Below are 19,548 nucleotides of genomic sequence, written 5' to 3' on the forward strand. Positions count from 1 at the left end.
TATAATTATTTGCGATTTCATCCAATCTCTCGGAAGACTTCCTTAGGTAGGTTATGTGGTTGCGTAGCGTGGACGGATGAAACTTAGTTTGCCCGAGTGCCCGTAAAATCGTAACATTTAAAGCAATTCCGAGAGAGACATTAGCCGAGTCTTCCGGAAAGTCATCCGCGCGCTTGATTGCCAGCTCTAAGTCCATGTGAAAGTTTAAGAAAACCTGACTAGGCTTCCCGTTTTTATCCATCTCCTTCAGCCAACCGGGCAGCTTCTCAACACCTAATTCAACAAGTGCAATCAGGTGCTTAGATGCGTTTCGACGATCTTGCTCGTTCAATAAGTCCTCAAACTGCATTACAAGCTCTAGGATCTTCTCAACATCTCGCTTGATATCCTTGATATCTGATCGCATTTCATCCAATTTCTTAGAAATATTCCGGAGATACGCCGTTTGCTCTCTCTCTTCGAGAAGGCCTAAGATAGATGCTGAGGCTCCAATAACTGAAGCAACAGCACCGATAGCTACCCACGGAATAGCAAAACTGACTGCATGGTCATTACTCATAGTTTCGAGCCAAAGCTTCATGGAGGCCGAGCCATCGATCGGCGCTTGGTCCGCGACACTTAACGGCTTAATCTCAGTTGACATTGTACACCCTCAGTAGTTTTTCAAACACACATACGGTCGGAAAAGAAGATGATTCTGTCAAATAAATATTACTCTACGGAATTTAAATATTATACCTTCCAGCACCTAGAAGAATTCACCTCTAAACTATCAAGTGATGATCCGTTCCTGAAATTCCTCCAACAGCATGATAGGCATTAGTTTTATCAAAACCATTTTCGTGACGGTTTAGTTGTTGCCCTTACCCTTCAACATGCTTAAAATACTCAGCCTTGTTAGAGTTTTCGAATGACACTTTAATTTGATCCCGCCCATCTTCCCTAACCAAGCAATGGCCCCAGTACTTTCTTATTGGGGCCAGGCATCACAATCAGAGTCGGAATCTAGTTTAAATCAACAAGTCCGAACACAAAGCAGGCCTCTCGCCTGCTTTACTTTTTCCGCATCAATGCCGCCACGATCTCTGCCTTGTCTCTAAGACGCGCGCTATCAAGATGCGCATAATGTCTTCGCGTTGTAGTTAGATCAGCATGCCCAAGAATGTCTGCGATATCAGCCAGATCAACCCCACTCAAACGCAGATGTGACCCTTCAGTCTGGCGCAAATCATGGACTTGTAAGTCAGATATATCGGCCCTCTTGCACACATCACTATGCACGCCGTAGAGAGTGTGCTCATTTACTGCCGTGTTCCCCTTACCAAAAGAAGCAAAAACATAGTCGCAGCCTTTCACTCTGGGAACACTATCCAAATGATCCACTACCTCTTGAGCAAGCCGAAACGTCTTTTCTCCAGTCTTCGTTGGCTGCGACACTGATCCCAACTCAAGGTCAAGATAATCCCAACGCAGGTTGAGCGCCTCTTCCTTTCTTCTCCCCGTCATAAGAAGATATCGCAAAGCATGGACACCCATGATCCAATGCCGCCCGCCGGCCTGTACTTCTTCCAACGCTTCCCAATACCTGTTCAGCTCTTCTGAACTCATAAACCTCGTGCGCGGCTTACGCGGGTTTCGCGCTACGTGGAGCCAAGGGTTGGCATAAGAGAGAGGGAGGAGTCCTTGCGAGATTGACCGATTGATAATGACCTGGCTTGTTATCGCAGCCGAGTTTGCCGCGATCGGCCCATGCTTCTCAGTAAGCATTCCAAACTTTACCCGACATCTATCCACCGTCAGAGCCGCAGGATTGATTTTGTGCCAGTCTTGGAACTTGTTTTTCCAATCAGCCTTGTACTTCTTCAGAGTGTTTTCTGAGACCTCACCCTCTCTACGCTTGAAGTAGATCTGAGCAAGCTCATCCAGTGTTTCGATGTGTACCAGACCATCACGCATGGACTTCTTCATTTTACGCGCCTTCTCACGCGCTTCATCCACACTGAGTTCAGGGAAGTATCCCAGCGTTTCATGAAGGCGCTGACCCGCGACCTTTACGTACACTGAGAAGTTTTTTTTTCGCGGCGCCAACAGATACGAGCAGCCCTTGTTCAACGGTGTCAGAGAGCCGAACCCGCTTGCCTTCGCACTGAAAATTCTTGAGATAAGAGTTAGTGAGACGGGTTGCCATGGAGATGGCTTAAATCACAAAAATGACACCCCACTATATGAACACGAAAAATAAATCACATACTAGTCACACTAGCTATAAAACTTGCGGTATTTCGATATAACACGAAATAACCGCAAGCCATTGATTTTAAAAGAAGAGATAACTCAGCAAAAAGTCATCAAACAGCGCCGGGATAATTAGGTGACTCTCTGGTAATCGTCACATCATGGGCGTGGCTTTCTCGGAGGGAAGCGCCGGAGATGCGGACGAAGGTGGCGCGTTCTTTGTACTCTGGGAGGTTTGGTGCGCCGACGTAGCCCATGGAGGCGCGAACACCGCCTGCGAGCTGGTGCAGGACGGATGAGAGCGGGCCCTTGTATGGTACCTGTCCCTCAATGCCCTCCGGAACCAGTTTGAGCTTGTCGGAAACTTCTGCCTGGAAGTAGCGATCTGCGGAACCGCGCGCCATTGCGCCGACGGAGCCCATGCCGCGGTATGCTTTGTAGGAACGGCCCTGATGCAAGTAGACTTCGCCCGGGCTTTCTTCGGTACCAGCCAGAAGAGAACCAACCATGCAGGAGCCAGCACCTGCTGCAAATGCCTTGGCCATGTCGCCTGAGAACTTGATGCCGCCGTCTGCGATGATCGGCACGTCTGCTTTGGCTGCTTCTGCAGCACAGTCGAGGATCGCGGTAAGCTGAGGCACACCGACGCCAGCGACGATACGGGTTGTACAGATGGAACCTGGGCCGATGCCCACTTTCACCGCATCTGCACCCGCATCAATCAGTGCTTTTGTTGCAGCTGGTGTAGCCACGTTACCGGCAACCAGCTCCACATTCGGGTAACGCTTCTTGATTGCTGCGACCTGATCAATCACAGCCTGAGAGTGGCCGTGTGCGGTGTCTACTACGAGAAGATCCACGCTTGCTTCGATAAGCGCTTCTGCGCGGCTCATGCCTTCTTCACCCACGCTGGTTGCAGCGCCTGCGAGAAGACGTCCCTGCTCGTCTTTGGATGCGTTCGGGTTCAGTTGAGCCTTTTCCATGTCCTTTACGGTGATGAGGCCAACGCAGCACTGGTTTTCATCAACTACCAGCAGCTTTTCGATGCGGTGTTGGTGCAGAAGGCGCTTGGCTTCATCCTGACGTACATTATCGCGCACAGTGACGAGGTTGTCGCGGGTCATCAGCTCGCATACCAGCTGCTCTGGGTTGGAGGCAAAGCGTACGTCACGGTTTGTGAGGATACCAACGAGGCGGCCAGTTGAAGTACCACCACGGCCACCGTTTTCGACAACCGGAACACCGGAGATCTTGTGGGCTTCCATCAGGTTGAGCGCATCTTCCAGCGTAGCATCCGGGCCAATCACCAATGGGTTGACCACCATGCCGCTTTCGAACTTCTTCACCTGACGGACTTCTTCAGCCTGACGCTCAAGAGGCATGTTCTTGTGAATGATACCCAGACCACCAGCCTGTGCCATTGCGATCGCAAGGCGTGCTTCGGTCACCGTGTCCATTGCGGAAGAGAGGATCGGCAAATGCAAATGAAGATTGCGAGAGATACGCGAGTGCAGATCTACCTGCGCTGGCATGATCTCGGAATGCCCTGGAAGGAGCAGAACATCATCAAAAGTCAGCGCTTCGTGACCTGAAGATGGTTCGTAAAATGTAGGCATCGCCAAGTTCCCTTCGGATAGATATAGACCACCCTGATCCACTCCCTGCTCAAGTGGATTTGATTGCAGAGTTGCCTGAAATGATAGAGAAGTTGACGCGGGTCACTACCACGGCTTTTCCGATTTGAAAAGGGGTTATTTGTCAATTTCAGAAAGCAGATTGCATGTTTTCGCCCTACCCGATTGATTTTATTAAATTACGCAGTGGACCAATGATTGTTGGTAGACTGAGTTCCTCTAGGGTGAGCTTTTGACAGCAGATCACCAGCGTAGGGTGCAGAGCCTTCACAAAGCCCCTCACCCTTTGGAAACCAGAAAGCCCAACGCATGCCTCACCGCCTCCGCATGACGACTGTGATCGTTGGCATGACGCTGTTGCTTGTGCAATTGGATGCGACGGTGCTGGGAACTGCTATCCCGACCATAGCGCGGGATCTCAACATCAATCCGCTGTCACTGCATATGACTATTTCACTCTATCAACTGACACTGGCGGTGTTTATTCCCATTTCGGGCTGGACAGCAGATCGACTTGGCTCAAAGCGGCTGTTCGTTGCAGCCACGATCCTGTTCCTGAGCATGTCTGTTGCGTGTGCGCTTTCAACAAACCTCACCCACCTACTGATTGCCCGCAGCGTGCAAGGTGTTGCCGGTGCGTTTTTGATGCCGATTGGTCGCCTGACGGTTATTCGCATGGCTGGTACGAAGAACCTTGTGCAAGCTATGGTCTGGGTGGTGACGCCAGCAGCGTTCGGGATTGCGTTTGGTCCGTTTCTAGGTGGGGTGATCGTTCATTATCTGAGCTGGCGTTGGATCTTTCTCATCAACGTCCCCGTTTGCATTGCCGTAGGGGCAATGAGCAGTTTTTACTTTCGAGACTACAAGCGCAAAAACAAGATTCCTTTTGACTTTCCGGGCTTCATTCTGCTTGGCAGCGCCGCCTCTCTCCTGCTTGCGGGCATAGCAAATCTCACCAAGGTAACGAGCGAGGCCTCTATTCCGGGAAGCTTGTTCACGGCCAGTCTTCTTTGCGCCTTGGTCTTCATCTGGCACGCAAAACGGGCGGCGCATCCCGTGGTTGACCCGAAGCTCTTCACAAATGTGAGTTATCGCCTCTCAACCTTTGCTGCAGTGCCACTGCGCATTGGGGTGGCTTCCTTTGCGTTTGTGATGCCGCTTATTTTGCAGATACCAATGGGGCTTGATAGCTTGACCACGGGGCTCTTGATGGGAGCTGCAGCGGTGGGCGCCCTGCTTTCCAGAACCGTTGCGCATCGCCTGATCAAGACACTCGGCTTTCGAGGTGTGCTATTGCCCTGCACTGCTGCGCTTTCCGTTTTGACGCTGGCTGTGGGCTTTGTCTGGCTCACACAGTCTCTTGCAGCAGTCGCAGTGCTTATTCTGCTGACAGGCTTCACGCGCAGCCTTGTATTCACGTCCGCGAATACATCGAGCTATGCGGATCTCACGCGATGTCTGGTCAATCAAGGCGTGAGCTTTGCGGGCCTTGTTCAGCAGCTTTCCATATCGCTGGCTGTGGGATTTGCAGCGGCGGTGCTGCATGTTCGTCAAAATGTGACGGGAGCAGATATGTTGACCGGGCCAGATTTCATCTGGCTTTCCGTTTGCACCGGATTGTTTGCTCTGTTGCCTGCTGTGTTTTTCTGGTTCCTGCCGGTGAACCTTGGCAAAAACAAAGTGGATGAGCAGGCACACTTGCACCACTAGACCGCACGCAGCAAAAAGGCCGGTCAAGACCAGCCTTTTGATGATTACTTTTTGCCTCTGTAGCCACGAGCGAGAATGAACATCTCCGGACTGCCCTTGCGGCTTGCTGGTGGCTTGATGTGCACCACGGACTTGAACTCCTTTTTCAAGTCCTGAAGCAAGCTTGCTTCTGCTCCGCCAGCAAACACCTTGGAGAGGAACGTGCCGCCTTCATTCAGGTTCTGACGTGCAAAATCAATTGCGATCTCGAACAGGTATGTTGTGCGCAGGTGGTCTGTCTGACGGTGGCCTGTGGTAGGAGCTGCCATATCGGACATGACCAGATCAGGACGATGGCCACCCAGCGCCTTCATCAGCTCGTCCGGTGCATCATCGTCCAGAAAGTCTTTCTGCAGGATCACCACGCCAGGAATTGGCTCAACTTCAAGATAGTCGATACCAACAACCAGCGGATCATCATCTGTGGAACCAACGATTGGTGCGGTCAACTGAGACCAGCCGCCCGGTGCACAACCCAAATCCACCACGCGCATGCCTGGCTTCAGGATCTCGTGCTTTTCATTGATCTCAATCAGCTTGTACGCTGCGCGGGAGCGGTAGCCATCTACCTTCGCGCGGCGGACATATGGATCGTTCAGCTGGCGCTGTAGCCAGAGTGTAGAGGAATTGGACCGTTTACGCGCGGTTTTCACGCGCTGAAACATGCCACGATCACCTGATCCACGACCACTTGAGTTGCGGGTCATCTGTTATATTCCTTTCTAGGTGTGCGCCGGCGCTTATGGTTGGAGTTGCTCCAGACTTTGTCTGCCGCCATCATCTCCATCAGAATACCTTCACGCAGTCCTCTGTCAGCGACACGTAAACGCTGACACGGCCACCTGCGGCGTATTCCTTCCAAAATCGCACAGCCTGCTAGCACCAAATCGGCTCTGTCCTCACCAATACAAGGATTTTCCACCCGTTCCTGATAGGACATATTCAAAAGCTGGTTAATCATGGCTGAAACATCTTCCTGTTCCATCCATGCTCCATCGACGCGGCGGCGATCATAGCGCTTAAGGCCCAAATGAACCCCTGCCAGTGTGGTCACCGTCCCGGATGTTCCCAGCATATGGACGTTGCCGCGCTCTATAGCACGGGAGAGTTCATTGCCAAGAGGGAAATTCTGCAATCTTTCTGAGACATCACCAACCATGGCCTCAAAAACCTCTGGCGTTACATGCACGCCGCCGTGCCGTTCGGCCAGATTGACCACGCCAAGAGGCAAGGAAGTCCATGTTCTGACGAAGCGGGTCAAAGCATACCCTCTGGCTCCGTAGCGGTTGCGCAGATCCAACCAGACGATCTCTGAGGAACCACCACCGATATCGAAGAGCAGAACTCCATCAGCTTCAGGATCGACCAGAGAGACACAGCCTGCCACAGCAAGGCGCGCTTCAGTTTCCTGACTGACGATTTCCAGCTCCAGTCCGGCTTCTTTTTTGGCTCTGCTGACAAAGTCCTCGCCGTTTTCAGCCGCACGGCAGGCTTCCGTTGCAATCAGCCTTGCCCGCTGAACACCGCGTTCAGAGATTTTCTGCTGACAGACCTGCAGAGCTTCGATGGCGCGAGAGATGGCGTCATCGGAGAGCCTCCGGTTTCGTCCGACCCCCTCACCCAAGCGCACAATCTTGGAGTAGGCATCGATCACGCGGAAGCCACGCTGTTCAGGTCTGGCTATCAGCAAGCGGCAGTTGTTGGTGCCCAGATCAAGCGCGGCATACAGCTCTTGCGGTCCTGCTGCATGATGTCTGTGACGGCTTGGGAAACGATGCGTGCCATCGCCCCGCATATCTGCAGGGTGTCGGCGCCGGTTGGTATCGTTATCTCTGGTTTTGTAGCCTTGGGAAGACCGCGGAGACTTTCTGTCGGAAGCTCCATCCTGCCTTCCCGGCGTCGGCACATGCTTTTTGGCCTCCTCCTTTTTAGGAGCAGGTGGCAAAACTTCTACCGATGTGCCGCCCGGATCAATATTGACAACGGGCGGATGTAGCTTCTGGTTTAAGAGCGCACGTCTTTCAGCCCGGTTAGGCTTTGCGCGACGTGCCTTCCTCTGCCGCTTGGCGCCTTCAGGACGAGAACTGCCAGTCTCTTCCGCCGCTACAGCAGAATGACCGGTTTCAGCGCGTTGCGGAGACACACTTTTGGCGTCTCCTGACTGGCGCTTTCTATGGCGTTGCTTCCGTCTGCCCTTTTTAGAGCTTCCCGGGACGCCGGGCGTTCTCGTTCCATCCGAAGAGGACCGCTCACCCGTTTTTTTCAAGTGCTATGCCTTTGTGCAGTCCTGATGGCATCTGGATGCGATCCGGACCGAAGTCATTTCAAGTTGGCAACATTGTAACAGTTTAATGGCAAACAGCAATCGCCCCATTGGAATGGTACAGTCCTAAATTTAAACGGGTTCTCTCAAATTGCAGGAAACTCCAAGAGCTTACTGCCCGACTTGTGTAGGAAAGCAGCTGCCTTATTGTGGCCTCGAGCAAGATGCGGCTGCGCAAAAACACGCAGAGGCGAGATCCTTATTCACAAGTGAGGGTCCAGAAATCCGCTTAGACCTCTGATTTTGTTAAAACTCACCAGAACCAAGTTGACAAGGTACGGTACGGACACTAAAAGCCCTCTCACCGACGAATTGAGCAGCTTGCTTCTGTTTGTCGGCGAGCAGTAGCTAACTTACTGTTATTGCTGGGGATTAGTTTAATGGTAGAACAGCGGACTCTGACTCCGTCGGTCCTGGTTCGAGTCCAGGATCCCCAGCCAATTTCAGTTTAAGCTTCTGCATTGCAGGGAACACCACCCTCCTGTTCTGCTGGGGATTAGTTTAATGGTAGAACAGCGGACTCTGACTCCGTCGGTCCTGGTTCGAGTCCAGGATCCCCAGCCATTTTCTTCCTTACATTGATGCTCACCGTCGCACTCAGCGGTTCTTCCTGTTTTCCGCTAGTTGACGTTTGTGCATGGCTCAAGAACACTTCCCGCGGTTTCAAACTGCGAAGGATGTGTCATGCCCTTTTCTCCCAAACGAGTTGCTGTGTTTGGTGCAAGCGGCGCTATTGGCTCTGCTTTTGCGCAGGAATGTCTGGACCGGTACGGCACGGCCAAAGTTTTTTGCTTTGCGCGTTCACCTGAACGCATTCCCAAACACGACAGGATTGAGAGCCACGCATTTTCCTTGGAAGATCTGGAAGGTCTGCAGGCCAAGGCAGAAGCACTCAAAGCGGTTGGTGGGCTTGATTTGATTTTTGTGGCGACAGGGCAGCTTCACAGCGCCACAGCCAAACCAGAGAAAACTATGCGGTCGCTTTCCATCGCTAGCATGGAAGAAACGCTCCACTCCAACACGATTTTGCCAGCAATGATCATGAAACATTTCCTGCCATTGTTGCCGAAGCATAAAAAGGCAGTTTTTGCAGCAATCTCGGCACGTGTTGGCAGTGTCTCCGATAACTATCTGGGAGGCTGGTACTCTTATCGCGCATCAAAGGCAGCTTTGAATATGCTGATCAGGTGCGCCGCGATTGAGATGCAGCGCACGCATCAAAGCTCAGTTGTTATCGGTGTGCATCCGGGAACAGTCAACAGCGATCTTTCCAAACCATTTCAGCGCAACATTCCAGAAGGGCAAATGATGCGCCCTGCCAAGTCTGCAGCTATGCTGTTGGATGTGATCAGCAAAGTGGATCAGTCCCAAACAGGCAAATGTCTGGCCTATGATGGGACTGAGATTTTGCCTTAAACTTCCGCACCGACTTTCAGAACGTACTGTTCAAACACATCCCGGCTTTGGATTAGCAACGCTTCACACCATTCCGGTGTATCCACGAAGAGTGCATCTTTGAGCTCCTGCCGGATCTCTGCTGCGAGTTCCGGCGCGACGGTATCGCGGTTGCGTTTCAGCCAGTTGTCGCGGCGATGGGCATCAAGTACCTGCTCAAACGGGATGGTACCAAACTCCAGAATGAGCTTTGTGGGTGGTTCATCCAAATCCAGCAGATCGATAGTATCACACATGAAGCCACCGATCAGGCTCCACTCCACCTCTTCTCCCGGTTTAGAACTCAGATCCATCACCTCACAGAAGCCGCTTGGCCCGACACCTGTGTGCAGATCTATGATCGTTGCGCGTTTTGCACCTTGTCCATACCGCGAGATCACTTGCTTCAGCGTTGTGGTGGACCAGGAGGTCTCAACACCTCCGTAGAACAATCCCATAGGCACTGTGTACTGGCCTTTCAGGACTTTCTGCGTGAGTGCGCCAGCACCGTTCTTGTCTGTGTAGGCTTTGATTTCAGCATTGGCTTTTGCCCAAGGCTCACCAGTAATGTCTGGCGCACAAATGGCGGTGTGAAGCTCTTCGTAATCCGGATTTTGCGGCAGTTCCCCATCGAAGCTGATGGAGTTGCGGTTGTTGTCGACGTTGTTCTCGTCAGTTCTGGTGAAGATCGCGCAGCCTGCCGGATTGACCGCGTGGACCCAGACCACCTTTGTGTTTGGCGGCACCTGATCCAGATAGCGCTGCATCAGGTCCAATTGGATGCCGGAGCCTGCAGTCAGTTCGGTTCCATGTACGCCGGATGTAATGAAGACAACATGCTCACATTCCTGCCCACCCTGCACTGCGACAGTCATCTGCACAGGCCCTTCTTCGCTATTGAAGGTGGGATGCGGGATCACTTCCATTTCGAACCCGAGGCGCTGGGACAAGTCGATGAAACGCTCTTGAGCTTCGAAATAGTCGTCGGAGAAAATGGGATTTGCAGGCATGCTTTACTCGTCAAATAATGGGATGAAGCTGTGATATATCGTCAGTTCCATTACACAGGTAATTGACCTTGCCAGAATAATCTAGTCTCTTGTTTCTTATCTCTTTTTTTCATGCATCACACGCATGTACCCAATCATCCGCGATGATGCATCTGCATATAAGGCTGCCGCTGCGCACCCATGGCGTTAGCAGCGATCAGCTTTCCGGGAGCGAATAATGAAAAGAAAACTGATACTAGATGTGGACACCGGCACGGATGATGCCGTTGCCATTATGCTGGCTGCATTGCATGAAGATCTTGATCTGATTGGCGTTACCACCGTCAACGGCAACGCTGAGCTGCATTATTGCACAGATAATTCCCTGCGCGTGCTCGACTACATCGGCAAGTCTGAAATCCCGGTATATGCAGGCTGTCCAAAGCCACTGGTGCGCAATGATTTTCCAGTACCGCGCACTAAGAACGACCTGACTGAAAAGATCCACGGCAAGCATCTGCCCCTGCCTGAAACTGCGCTGAAAGCGCAGGAACAGCATGCGGTTGAGTATCTGGTGGAGACCTACCGCAATGCGACTGATCCAATCACGCTGGTTCCGGTTGCTCCGCTGACAAACATTGCGGCTGCACTGGCTGCAGAACCTAAGCTGGTGGACCTTATTCCTGAAGTTGTGATCATGGGTGGTGGTCACGATGTGGGGAACGTAACCCCTGCTGCTGAATTCAACATCTGGGCGGATCCTGAAGCGGCTTATGCTGTGTTCAATGCTGGCTTTGAAAAGCTGACCATGGTGCCGCTGGATGCGACCCACAAAGCATTGGTGACTGCAACACAGTGCCGTCAGTTTGATGAGCTGGGCACGCCAGCCGGTAAAGCAATGGCCGCTTGCACAGGTCACCGCATTGGCATTCACGACAAGATCCAGAAGATGGATGTGGAGCACAGCGCTCCCGTACATGACGCGCTTTGTATTGCTCACCTCATTCAGCCTGAGGTGATTACGCTGGAAGAGTGTCCTGTCGACATTGAAACACAAGGCGCACTCACCGTTGGTCGCACCGTCGTGGACAAGAACCGCCGTGGCGGCAAGCCGGTGAACTGCAAGGTGGCATTTGATGCGAACGCACAGCTCTTCGTCGACATCATGATGGACACATTCGCGAAGAATAAATAAATCTGATGAGCGCCGAAGCTTAATGCAGTTCGGCGCTTTTCCTCCCCCTATTTAGTGAAGGCCATCTGGCCTGCGCTGCCCAGCATCCAGCGGGAGCCAAACTGATCGATCGCCACACAGCTGGCATGGGTTTCAGAGCCAAACATCAAGCACTTCACTTTTACCGCCGTCACCAGTTGCCTGCGCAGGGAATAGTGGTTCTTGGCAGGCCACATGAGCCCTACTCTGACGATGCCGTAGGTATGGTAGATATCAAGATGGCGTTTATCGACCACTTCAGCCCTGCCGCTCACTTCTGTTAGCTGTTCAATGCCCAGTGCCTGATTGGCTGAGACCGGCAGCAACAGGCCTGTAAGAAACGCAAGCATCAATGGAAAAAGCTTGAGTAAGCGCATGGTATCTCTCCGTGGTCGCACCTTTAATTCCGTTAGGGAAAACTTAAGCATACCACAAACAAAGCGCACTCAATGCGCTTTATTGCATTTCTGTGACAATTGAGGGGTGATCCGGGACTAGTTGGGGAGGTAGAACGCAGTAAAGTGACGCTTGCCTTCAATTTTACTGTTTGGTTTTGAGGGGAAATCAGATCTGTGCGCTATACTTGCGCTGTTACCTGCATTTGAAGGTTTGGATTGGGTGTAGATGCTTCGTTCCACTGTGCATCAATTGTTTGACCAGCTGGTCTCCTGCGAGCAGTTTCTTGATAATTGCGGCGAGCTCATGTGGCGCGATAAGCTGCGCCAAACCCGCGTGGTCGACGCTGCGGGCAATGAGGCTCTGGATCTGGATTTGCTGCTCTCTTACTTCTCCCAGAGTGAGGCTTTCTTTGAGCTGGAGCTCTCTCAAGACCTCGGGCACCGGGTGAATGAGACGACGCAGCCGGGTGCAAACTCACATCTGGTCACGCTGCGGCTCGACATCTACTACCTTGCACAGAGGTGCCGAGACGAAGGCAATACGAGTATCGTCATCATCTCGGCCTGTCCGTAACAGGTGCTATTCCGCAGGCGTGTTTGTGGTGCCCAGCGCTTCATCCAGTTCGCTGTGCAGTTTCTCTTCACTGGCCTTGCGTGGTTTCGTGAAGCGCATCAGCAACAGATAGGCTGCAGGTGTAACGAACAACGTCGACAGCGTTGCAAAGCCCAGCCCACCGACGATCACCCATCCCATCTCGATACGTGCTTCTGCCCCTGCCCCAAACGCCATGACGAGCGGCACTCCGCCTAGCACGGTGGAGACAACGGTCATCACAACCGGACGGAAGCGGATGAGGCAAGCATCGTGGATCGCCTGGAACACAGAGCGACCTTCTTCACGCAGTGTGTTGGCAAACTCGACGATCAGAATACCATTTTTCGCCATCAGGCCGACCAACAGGATAATACCAATCTGGGAATAGACGTTGATGGACCCTCCTGTGAGACCAATAGAAATGATCGCAGCAGACACTCCGAATGGCACTGTGCAAAGGATCACAAAGGCGCTCATGAAGCTTTCAAACTGGGCAGCCAGAACGAGGAAGACCACGAGGATCGCAAAGAGGAACGTCATGTAGACGTTAGAGGTGGTCTTCTCCAGAACAGCCGCCTCACTCAAGAGTGTGACGTTGTTTCCCTCGGGCAGAACTTCTTCCGCGACCTGTTTCATATCTGAAATCGCCTGCGCCAGATCATAGCCTTCATTGATGGCGATGGTGACCGGGACTGCACGTTGTTGTTCTTCACGCGTCAGGCTTGGGGCAACTGCCTCTTCCTCGATGGATACGATGGAAGACATGGGCAGCATGGTGCCGTCTCTGCTCTTGATGAAGATGTTTTCCAAGTCACGGGTTGAGCGCAGTGGCAGGCCGCCTGCTTCCATGACCATCGGAATGCCGTCGTCTTCCACGAAGAGATCCGCGACGGAAGACCCATCCAGCAGCATGCGCAGATTGGAGGCAATCCGGTCTGATGAGAGGCCAAGATCATTGGCGCGCTCTCTGTCCACGCTGACTAGCAGCTGTGGTTGGGTCGTTTCATAAGAGACGGATGCAAAGCCGACCTTGTCACCGTAACGGGCCTGCATTTCAGCAACGATATCATCGGCACTTTCAGCCAGTTCATCGTAGTTGGTGCCGGTCACTGCGAAACGAAGGCCCTGCCCGGCTCCGCGGATGCCAAGCGTATTGGGCTGAGCCACACGTACTTTGAGGCCCGGGATCTTGGAGGTTTTGCGTTGGAGTTCGTTGACGATCTCCTGCTGGGAGCGATCGCGCTCTGCCCAGTCCTTCAGGGACATGATGAGGAAGCCACGGTTGATCTGCCCGCCCATGCCTACAAGGCTCATGATGCTTCGCGCTTCACCATTTTCTGCGTAAGGCTGAGCAATGATTTCCAGCTCACGCATTTTAGCGGCTGTATAATCCAAGCTGGAGCCTTGTGGCGCTGAGGCGATCATGAAGATCACAGAGCGGTCCTCAGAGGGGGTCAGCTGTCGTGGCAGGGATGTGAACTGTGAAGCACCGAGGATGACGAACAAGGTTGCCAGGCCTAGCAGCACGAATGGTCGGCGCAGAGACCAGTCCAATACGTTGGAGTAACCGCGTTCTATGGCAGTTCCCACACTTGAGATTGCTCTCCATGCGGCAGAGGGCTTGTGCGTGTCCTCATAGTTTTTCGTGCGCAGCAGGCGTGATGCCATCATTGGCGCGAGTGTCAGCGCAACGAAGGAGGACAGCATAACGCTGATTGCCAGCACGAAACCAAACTCGGAGAAAAGCTTCCCGACGCTGCCCGGCAAGAACGAGATCGGGATAAAGACGGCGGCTAGCGTCGCTGTTGTGGTGATCACCGCGAAGAAGACCTCACGCGTACCAAGGATTGCAGCAGCACGTGGTCCCTGCCCTTTGTGAACGCGCTTGGAGATGTTCTCCAGCACCACAATGGCATCATCCACCACCATGCCGGTTGCCAGGAGCAGAGCCAATAGTGTGAGAACGTTGGCGGAGAAGCCTGCCAACCAGATGCCGACCAAGGCACCGATCAAGGCTACAGGTACAGTGACGGCTGGGATGAGTGTGACGCGGATTGAGCCAAGGAACAGCAACATCACACCCACGACGATGCTGGTGGAGAGGAAAAGTGAGAACACTACTTCTTTGATTGCACCGCCAATGAAGGTGGCATCATCACTGCTGATGTTGACTTCCACATCCTTAGGCAGCTGTTCCTGCATCCGGGCAACTTCAGCACGGACATCATTGGAAATGTCGATGGTGTTGGAGTTGGCCGAGCGGATAATGCCCATGCCGACAGCACGCTTACCATTGTAGAACGCACCAGAAGATGCTCTTTCCGGACCGTAGCTTACAAATGCAATATCGCGAATACGCGTCGTGTCATTCAGCTTGACCATACCGATCTGTTCGGCGGTCTTCACATCAGAGTTGGCGCGAACAAAGAGTTCCTGATCGCCTGTCTCCAAAGAGCCGCCAGAGGTATCCAAAGCCAGTTCCTGCAGAACGCTGCGCAGATTATCTGGCGTCAGACCTCTGGATGACATGGCCTGCACATCAATTGCGACCTTGAAGACCGGAGTCTGAGAGCCATAAACATCAACACTTGCCACTCCGGGCACGGAGGTAATGCGGTCGATGATCTCGTCATCGACAAACTTACTGAGTTCCTCGATGCGCATCTCATCGGATGTCACCACGAGGCGCATGACCGGATCAGCGTCAGCATCAGCTTTCACCACCACGGGTGTATCAGCGTCTTCAGGCAGGTTACGCCCTGCACCGCTGACGGCATCGCGGATATCGTTGGCAGCTTCACTGACGTCTACGCCATCGTTGAACTCAACTGTAATCCGGCTGCGGCCATACTTTGAGGAGGAGGAGACAGATTCAATGCCAGCTGTTCGGGCGATTGCTTTTTCCAGAACACTGGTGATTTCAGCGTCCGTGACTTCTGGTGGAGCACCGGAATATGTGGTTGTTACGGTTACAACAGGCCGGTCTACGTTGGGCATCTCGCGCACTTCAACGCCAAGAAGAGCTGCAATGCCTGCAACGATGATGAGGAGGTTCAGGGTAATCGCCAATACCGGACGACGTACGCACAGGGCATACAATCCGCTCAGATGACTTTCCCGTTTGGAGTTTTTGTCAGTGGTCATAGAAACACCTTGGGGTCCGTCAATCAGGAGCTGGATTGGTTGGCATCATCGCGGGATGCACCGGAGCGGGAGCCAGAACTTTTAACAGGCTCTCCCTGCTGGGTTTGCTCAGCATCCGCAGGCTTGTTTTTGCCTTTACCGCGGCCTTTGCCTTTGCGCTCTCCTTCAGCCTTGCCCTCAGAGGTTTGGGTTTCACTCACAAGCGGGGCTTTGCTACCTTCCGGCTGTGTGAGGGTGAAGCCTGGTTCAGGGCTCAGCTGCACTTTGGTGCCCGGCCTCAGGTCGCGAACGCTTTCTGTGATGACAATATCACCCGGCTCAACCTTGCCTTCGATCAGTACGCGATCGGCACTGCGCTCGATAACGATCACATCGGTGCGAAGAGCCTCCCCGCCCTCAGCCAGCCAGATATGCGGGCCGGAGCGATCCCATTTCAGGGCGATTGATGGGACAGACGGCCATTCGTCACCCTCAAGCTGCACCCGCGCATCAAAGGCGATACCGGAGCGCAGCAGGTCATCCGGATTGTCGACGGTGGCTTGTACTTTCAGTGTGCGGGATTCTGAGTTGACGCGGTTTTCCATGGCGGTGAGCTCGCCGCTGAAGATGCGGCCCGGCATGGCTTCAGTGCGCAGTTCCACTTTGTCGCCTCGCTGCACTTTGTTCGCGAAACGCTCTGGGACCACAAACTCCACCAGAATGCTGGAGCGGTCATCAAGGCCTGTGATCCGTGAGGACTGGGTGACGTAATCCCCGATCTCGACATCCATGATGCCAAGCACACCATCAAAAGGCGCTTTCACCAGTCTGCGATCCAGATCGATGCTGGCTTTGTCCAGATCAAGCCGTGCCTGATTAGTTGCTAGCAGAGCATTCTGCATCTGAACGGTGGAGATGGTCTGAGAGGTCATGAGCTTTTCGTAGCGCTCGACCTGCTCCTCCGCATCCTTCAGCGCCAGTTTAGCTCTGTTGACGGCCAGTTTCTCTTCGGCATCATCCAAGCGCAGGACGATGTCTCCTTTGGAAACCCGTGTGCCTGCTTTGAATGGAAGTTCCTGAATGCGGCCAGAGGCTTCCGGGTAAAGGTCCGTCATCTTGGCTGCACGACCTGTGCCGATGGCGCGGACAAATGTGTCGGTGACACCGGTGGTTACATTGCGGGCACGGGCGAGAATTTCCTGATTGCCGCCACCACCAAATCCACGTTTCCCGCCACCTTTCTTGCCTTGCTGCTTATTGCCAGAACCCTGCACGGCAACTTCGGAGGTTTCCGCAGGCCAGAGCGTTAGTCCAATGGAGGAGAGAAATGGAACCGGCTTTGAAAACAGCGCCGGTTTGCCGATATACAATCCTGCAACGCCAATTGAGATGGCGATCAGACCAACTTTTACAGCCTGCCTAGAACGGGACATATACACCCAACTCCTACAAGAATTCGCAGTACTTACGGCTATGCAGGCTCACTGGATCAATGGGGAGCCTCTTGGCGAAACAAGTATGCTTGAAAGAACATATTAGTTGAGAGTGTTTTACATTGCTTTTGTGAGACATGTGCATTTTGATGCTTGTAAAAACGTAATGACATTGTCTGAACCGGCGTTTTGCTACAGTTCGTTACACTTTCCTCAACCTTCCCTCGCGTTTTCCAAAGGCAGATACACAAAAGGCCTGATGGGAATATCAGGCCTTTCAGTCTTTTTCGCGATGATGTTTTTAATCAGACGCTCAGCGGTTCCACCGGATTGCTGGCCGGACGAACCACAACGCGTGATCCGTTTGGTACGCGATTGTAAAGGTCGATCACATCCTGATTGAGCAGACGGATACAGCCACTGGACACGTTTTTGCCGATTGACCAATGCTCGTTGGTGCCATGCAGGCGGTACAAAGTGTCCTTACCGTTCTGGAACAGGTAGAGCGCACGGGCGCCCAGTGGGTTTTCAATACCCGGTGCCATACCATAGCGGAACTCTTCCAGCTCTGGCTGACGTGCAATCATCTCTGCAGGCGGTGTCCATTTCGGCCACTGGCGCTTGTACTGGATCACAGCATCGCCGTTCCAACCAAAACCTGCGCGGCCTACGCCAACGCCATAGCGCATCGCTGTGCCGTCACCACGTACCAGATACAGGAAGCGGTTGGATGGGTCGACGACGATGGTGCCGCCCGCTTCAGGTCCGGTGTAGTTGACGACCTGACGGAGATATTTGCCATCAGGAATTTCATTGAGGTTCACTGCCGGGACGGGGAATTTTTCTTCCGGCATCGGGCCGTAAACAGCCTTGTAGTATGGGTCCTGACGAAGATCAGCGACCGTCTTACGTTTTGGTGCACTTGTGGTCTGACAGCCAGCCAACGCCAGAGCTGCTGTTCCGAGGACAAAACCACGCCGGGACAAACTTCTTTTGCTTGAATGCCTCGCCTTCTCGGCCGTTGCACTTAAAAAGCTCATGGTCACCCTATTATTGTTCCTTAAGTTAGATTGCCGAGGATGATGCAATAGGCATACCGCACAGCCGATTTGCGTTTCTAACTTGTCTCTATCAATAACTAATTGAGGAAGACAGATGGTCACGACAATTTGAACCTATGCATTATTCACTATGTGGATTCAAAGGGTGCGACCAACAAGGCAATATAGGGTGTGTCTGGCCTGCAAATGGCTGCATTGCGGCCAGTTCAAGAACAAAATGGCTTTTCTACAGATGGCGAGGCAACCTCCCTCACCCATAGTAAGGAAGGCAATTACCTTAGCTTTTGAAGAGCTTACGGTTTGTGGTGCTCGTGCCAGTGGCGTGCAATATCGATGCGGCGCGGCACCCAGACGTCTTGTTTGGTGGAGATGTAATCCAGAAAGCGGGCCAGAGCAGCAGTTCGGCCAGGGCGTCCAGCCAAACGGCAATGGAGGCCGACGTTCATCATTTTGGGCGCTCCATCCTCCCCTTCGGCGTAGAGCGTGTCGAAGCTATCTTTCAGGTAGGTAAAGAATTGGTCACCGCTGTTAAAGCCCTGCGGTGTTGCAAAGCGCATGTCATTGGCATCCAGCGTGTACGGAATGATCAGATGCGGACCTTTTGGACCCTCCACCCAATATGGAAGATCATCTGCGTAGCTGTCTGAACTGTACAGGAAGCCGCCTTCTTCCATGATCAGCGGCAGTGTGTTGACCGAGGTGCGACCAGTGTACCAGCCGTAGGGGCGCTCGCCGGTGGTGTCCTCATGGATTTTGATCGCCTGCTCAATGTGCCAGCGTTCGTCTTCGGCAGAGAAATCCTTGTACTCGATCCACTTGAGACCGTGGGAGGCGATTTCCCAGTCTGCTTCCTTCATTGCCTCAACCGCGCCGGGATTGCGTTCCAAGGCGGTTGCGACGCCGTAACAGGTGACCGGAAGCTTATGTTTCTGGAACAAACGCCACAAACGCCAGAATCCAGCGCGGGAGCCATACTCGTAGATAGACTCCATGTTCATATGGCGCTGGTTCAACCATGATGCTGCGCCGACAATTTCAGAAAGGAATGCTTCGGATCCGGCATCTCCATGAAGGATGTTGTTTTCGCCGCCTTCTTCATAATTGATGACGAACTGTACCGCGACCTTCGCATTGCCTGGCCATTTGGGATCCGGTGTGTTTCGACCATACCCAATCATATCGCGTGCATAATCCATCATGAAGTACCTTTTTGAAGTTGACCGGAGACACTTCACCTCAAAACAGCAAGACAAGACAAGTAGGTTCGTGCAGAAATCCAATGCACAACTGCTTCGTAAGCGAAGAAAATTGAAACAACCTGTGATGGCAAACACATTCTTTTGCAGATTATTTATTAAAAA

General features: G+C 52.9%; 15 protein-coding genes and 2 tRNA genes. 6 read left to right on the forward strand and 11 right to left on the reverse strand.

Going from position 1 to position 19,548, the window contains the following annotated elements; genetic code table 11:
• From PJE062_RS26600 to guaB, 3 genes are all read right to left on the reverse strand, one after another.
• Positions 1-643: hypothetical protein (locus PJE062_RS26600; RefSeq protein WP_037037881.1), on the reverse strand; the 643-nt coding region annotated here is incomplete at its 3' end.
• A gap of 410 nt (positions 644-1,053) precedes the next feature.
• Positions 1,054-2,088, reverse strand: coding sequence for a tyrosine-type recombinase/integrase (locus PJE062_RS20975; protein WP_157039282.1), 1,035 nt, complete (start codon positions 2,086-2,088; stop codon positions 1,054-1,056).
• 260 nt (positions 2,089-2,348) lie between these two features.
• Entirely contained in the window at positions 2,349-3,851 is a 1,503-nt protein-coding gene (gene guaB, locus PJE062_RS20980; RefSeq protein ID WP_008552052.1) for an IMP dehydrogenase, read from the reverse strand.
• Between the two features lie 327 nt (positions 3,852-4,178).
• Between guaB and PJE062_RS20985 the strand changes: the two genes are divergently transcribed.
• Positions 4,179-5,579, forward strand: coding sequence for an MFS transporter (locus PJE062_RS20985; protein ID WP_008551988.1), 1,401 nt, complete (start codon positions 4,179-4,181; stop codon positions 5,577-5,579).
• A gap of 44 nt (positions 5,580-5,623) precedes the next feature.
• On the opposite strand, the gene PJE062_RS20990 is transcribed toward PJE062_RS20985, so the two are convergent.
• Both PJE062_RS20990 and PJE062_RS20995 read right to left on the reverse strand, forming a co-directional pair.
• Positions 5,624-6,325 (reverse strand): RlmE family RNA methyltransferase, encoded by a 702-nt coding sequence (locus PJE062_RS20990; RefSeq protein WP_008551852.1) that lies wholly within the window; start codon positions 6,323-6,325, stop codon positions 5,624-5,626.
• Positions 6,322-7,761, reverse strand: coding sequence for a Ppx/GppA phosphatase family protein (locus PJE062_RS20995; RefSeq protein WP_008551811.1), 1,440 nt, complete (start codon positions 7,759-7,761; stop codon positions 6,322-6,324). Before PJE062_RS20995 ends, PJE062_RS20990 begins: the two co-directional genes overlap by 4 nt.
• A gap of 546 nt (positions 7,762-8,307) precedes the next feature.
• Between PJE062_RS20995 and PJE062_RS21000 the strand changes: the two genes are divergently transcribed.
• The 3 genes from PJE062_RS21000 to PJE062_RS21010 all read left to right on the forward strand — a co-directional run bounded on the left by PJE062_RS21000 (position 8,308) and on the right by PJE062_RS21010 (position 9,357).
• Positions 8,308-8,381 (forward strand) — tRNA-Gln (locus PJE062_RS21000).
• A 50-nt stretch (positions 8,382-8,431) separates the two neighbouring features.
• A tRNA-Gln gene (locus PJE062_RS21005) sits at positions 8,432-8,505 on the forward strand.
• 120 nt (positions 8,506-8,625) lie between these two features.
• The gene (locus tag PJE062_RS21010) at positions 8,626-9,357 is read left to right on the forward strand and encodes an SDR family NAD(P)-dependent oxidoreductase (RefSeq protein WP_008552030.1); all 732 of its coding nucleotides are present in this window, start codon (positions 8,626-8,628) and stop codon (positions 9,355-9,357) included.
• Here the strand turns inward: PJE062_RS21010 and PJE062_RS21015 are convergent.
• Positions 9,354-10,385: a DUF2817 domain-containing protein gene (locus PJE062_RS21015; RefSeq protein WP_037037883.1), complete on the reverse strand. Its 1,032-nt coding sequence runs from the start codon at positions 10,383-10,385 to the stop codon at positions 9,354-9,356. The two genes, PJE062_RS21010 and PJE062_RS21015, sit on opposite strands and share 4 nt — an antisense overlap.
• Positions 10,386-10,602: 217 nt before the next feature.
• On the opposite strand from PJE062_RS21015, the gene PJE062_RS21020 reads away from it, so the two are divergent.
• Positions 10,603-11,559, forward strand: coding sequence for a nucleoside hydrolase (locus PJE062_RS21020; RefSeq protein WP_008551809.1), 957 nt, complete (start codon positions 10,603-10,605; stop codon positions 11,557-11,559).
• A gap of 47 nt (positions 11,560-11,606) precedes the next feature.
• On the opposite strand, the gene PJE062_RS21025 is transcribed toward PJE062_RS21020, so the two are convergent.
• Positions 11,607-11,954, reverse strand: a complete 348-nt coding sequence (locus PJE062_RS21025; protein ID WP_008552010.1) for a hypothetical protein — start codon at positions 11,952-11,954, stop codon at positions 11,607-11,609.
• 247 nt (positions 11,955-12,201) lie between these two features.
• Between PJE062_RS21025 and PJE062_RS21030 the strand changes: the two genes are divergently transcribed.
• Positions 12,202-12,549: a hypothetical protein gene (locus PJE062_RS21030; protein ID WP_008551973.1), complete on the forward strand. Its 348-nt coding sequence runs from the start codon at positions 12,202-12,204 to the stop codon at positions 12,547-12,549.
• Between the two features lie 6 nt (positions 12,550-12,555).
• Here PJE062_RS21030 and PJE062_RS21035 read toward each other — a convergent pair whose 3' ends face one another.
• The 4 genes from PJE062_RS21035 to puuE all read right to left on the reverse strand — a co-directional run bounded on the left by PJE062_RS21035 (position 12,556) and on the right by puuE (position 19,386).
• Positions 12,556-15,714, reverse strand: a complete 3,159-nt coding sequence (locus PJE062_RS21035) for an efflux RND transporter permease subunit (protein WP_008552007.1) — start codon at positions 15,712-15,714, stop codon at positions 12,556-12,558.
• A 23-nt stretch (positions 15,715-15,737) separates the two neighbouring features.
• Positions 15,738-17,126: an efflux RND transporter periplasmic adaptor subunit gene (locus PJE062_RS21040; protein WP_008551942.1), complete on the reverse strand. Its 1,389-nt coding sequence runs from the start codon at positions 17,124-17,126 to the stop codon at positions 15,738-15,740.
• A 305-nt stretch (positions 17,127-17,431) separates the two neighbouring features.
• A complete protein-coding gene (locus PJE062_RS21045; protein WP_008552008.1) occupies positions 17,432-18,112 on the reverse strand; it encodes a L,D-transpeptidase in 681 nt (226 codons plus the stop codon).
• Between the two features lie 368 nt (positions 18,113-18,480).
• Complete coding sequence (gene puuE / locus PJE062_RS21050; protein WP_008552039.1) at positions 18,481-19,386, reverse strand: allantoinase PuuE; 906 nt, start codon at positions 19,384-19,386, stop codon at positions 18,481-18,483.
• Positions 19,387-19,548: the final 162 nt, after the last annotated feature.

The sequence above is a fragment of the Pseudovibrio sp. JE062 genome (genome assembly GCF_000156235.1).
Lineage (GTDB): Bacteria > Pseudomonadota > Alphaproteobacteria > Rhizobiales > Stappiaceae > Pseudovibrio.

What these genes read in the sequence shown, in the direction of transcription:
- guaB (WP_008552052.1), bottom strand. Translation starts at nt 3,851, where the DNA reads ATGCCTACATTTTACGAACCATCTTCAGGTCACGAAGCGCTGACTTTT.
- PJE062_RS20985 (WP_008551988.1), top strand. Translation starts at nt 4,179, where the DNA reads ATGCCTCACCGCCTCCGCATGACGACTGTGATCGTTGGCATGACGCTG.
- PJE062_RS20990 (WP_008551852.1), bottom strand. Translation starts at nt 6,325, where the DNA reads ATGACCCGCAACTCAAGTGGTCGTGGATCAGGTGATCGTGGCATGTTT.
- PJE062_RS21010 (WP_008552030.1), top strand. Translation starts at nt 8,626, where the DNA reads ATGCCCTTTTCTCCCAAACGAGTTGCTGTGTTTGGTGCAAGCGGCGCT.
- PJE062_RS21015 (WP_037037883.1), bottom strand. Translation starts at nt 10,385, where the DNA reads ATGCCTGCAAATCCCATTTTCTCCGACGACTATTTCGAAGCTCAAGAG.
- PJE062_RS21020 (WP_008551809.1), top strand. Translation starts at nt 10,603, where the DNA reads ATGAAAAGAAAACTGATACTAGATGTGGACACCGGCACGGATGATGCC.
- PJE062_RS21025 (WP_008552010.1), bottom strand. Translation starts at nt 11,954, where the DNA reads ATGCGCTTACTCAAGCTTTTTCCATTGATGCTTGCGTTTCTTACAGGC.
- PJE062_RS21030 (WP_008551973.1), top strand. Translation starts at nt 12,202, where the DNA reads ATGCTTCGTTCCACTGTGCATCAATTGTTTGACCAGCTGGTCTCCTGC.
- PJE062_RS21035 (WP_008552007.1), bottom strand. Translation starts at nt 15,714, where the DNA reads ATGACCACTGACAAAAACTCCAAACGGGAAAGTCATCTGAGCGGATTG.
- PJE062_RS21040 (WP_008551942.1), bottom strand. Translation starts at nt 17,126, where the DNA reads ATGTCCCGTTCTAGGCAGGCTGTAAAAGTTGGTCTGATCGCCATCTCA.
- puuE (WP_008552039.1), bottom strand. Translation starts at nt 19,386, where the DNA reads ATGATGGATTATGCACGCGATATGATTGGGTATGGTCGAAACACACCG.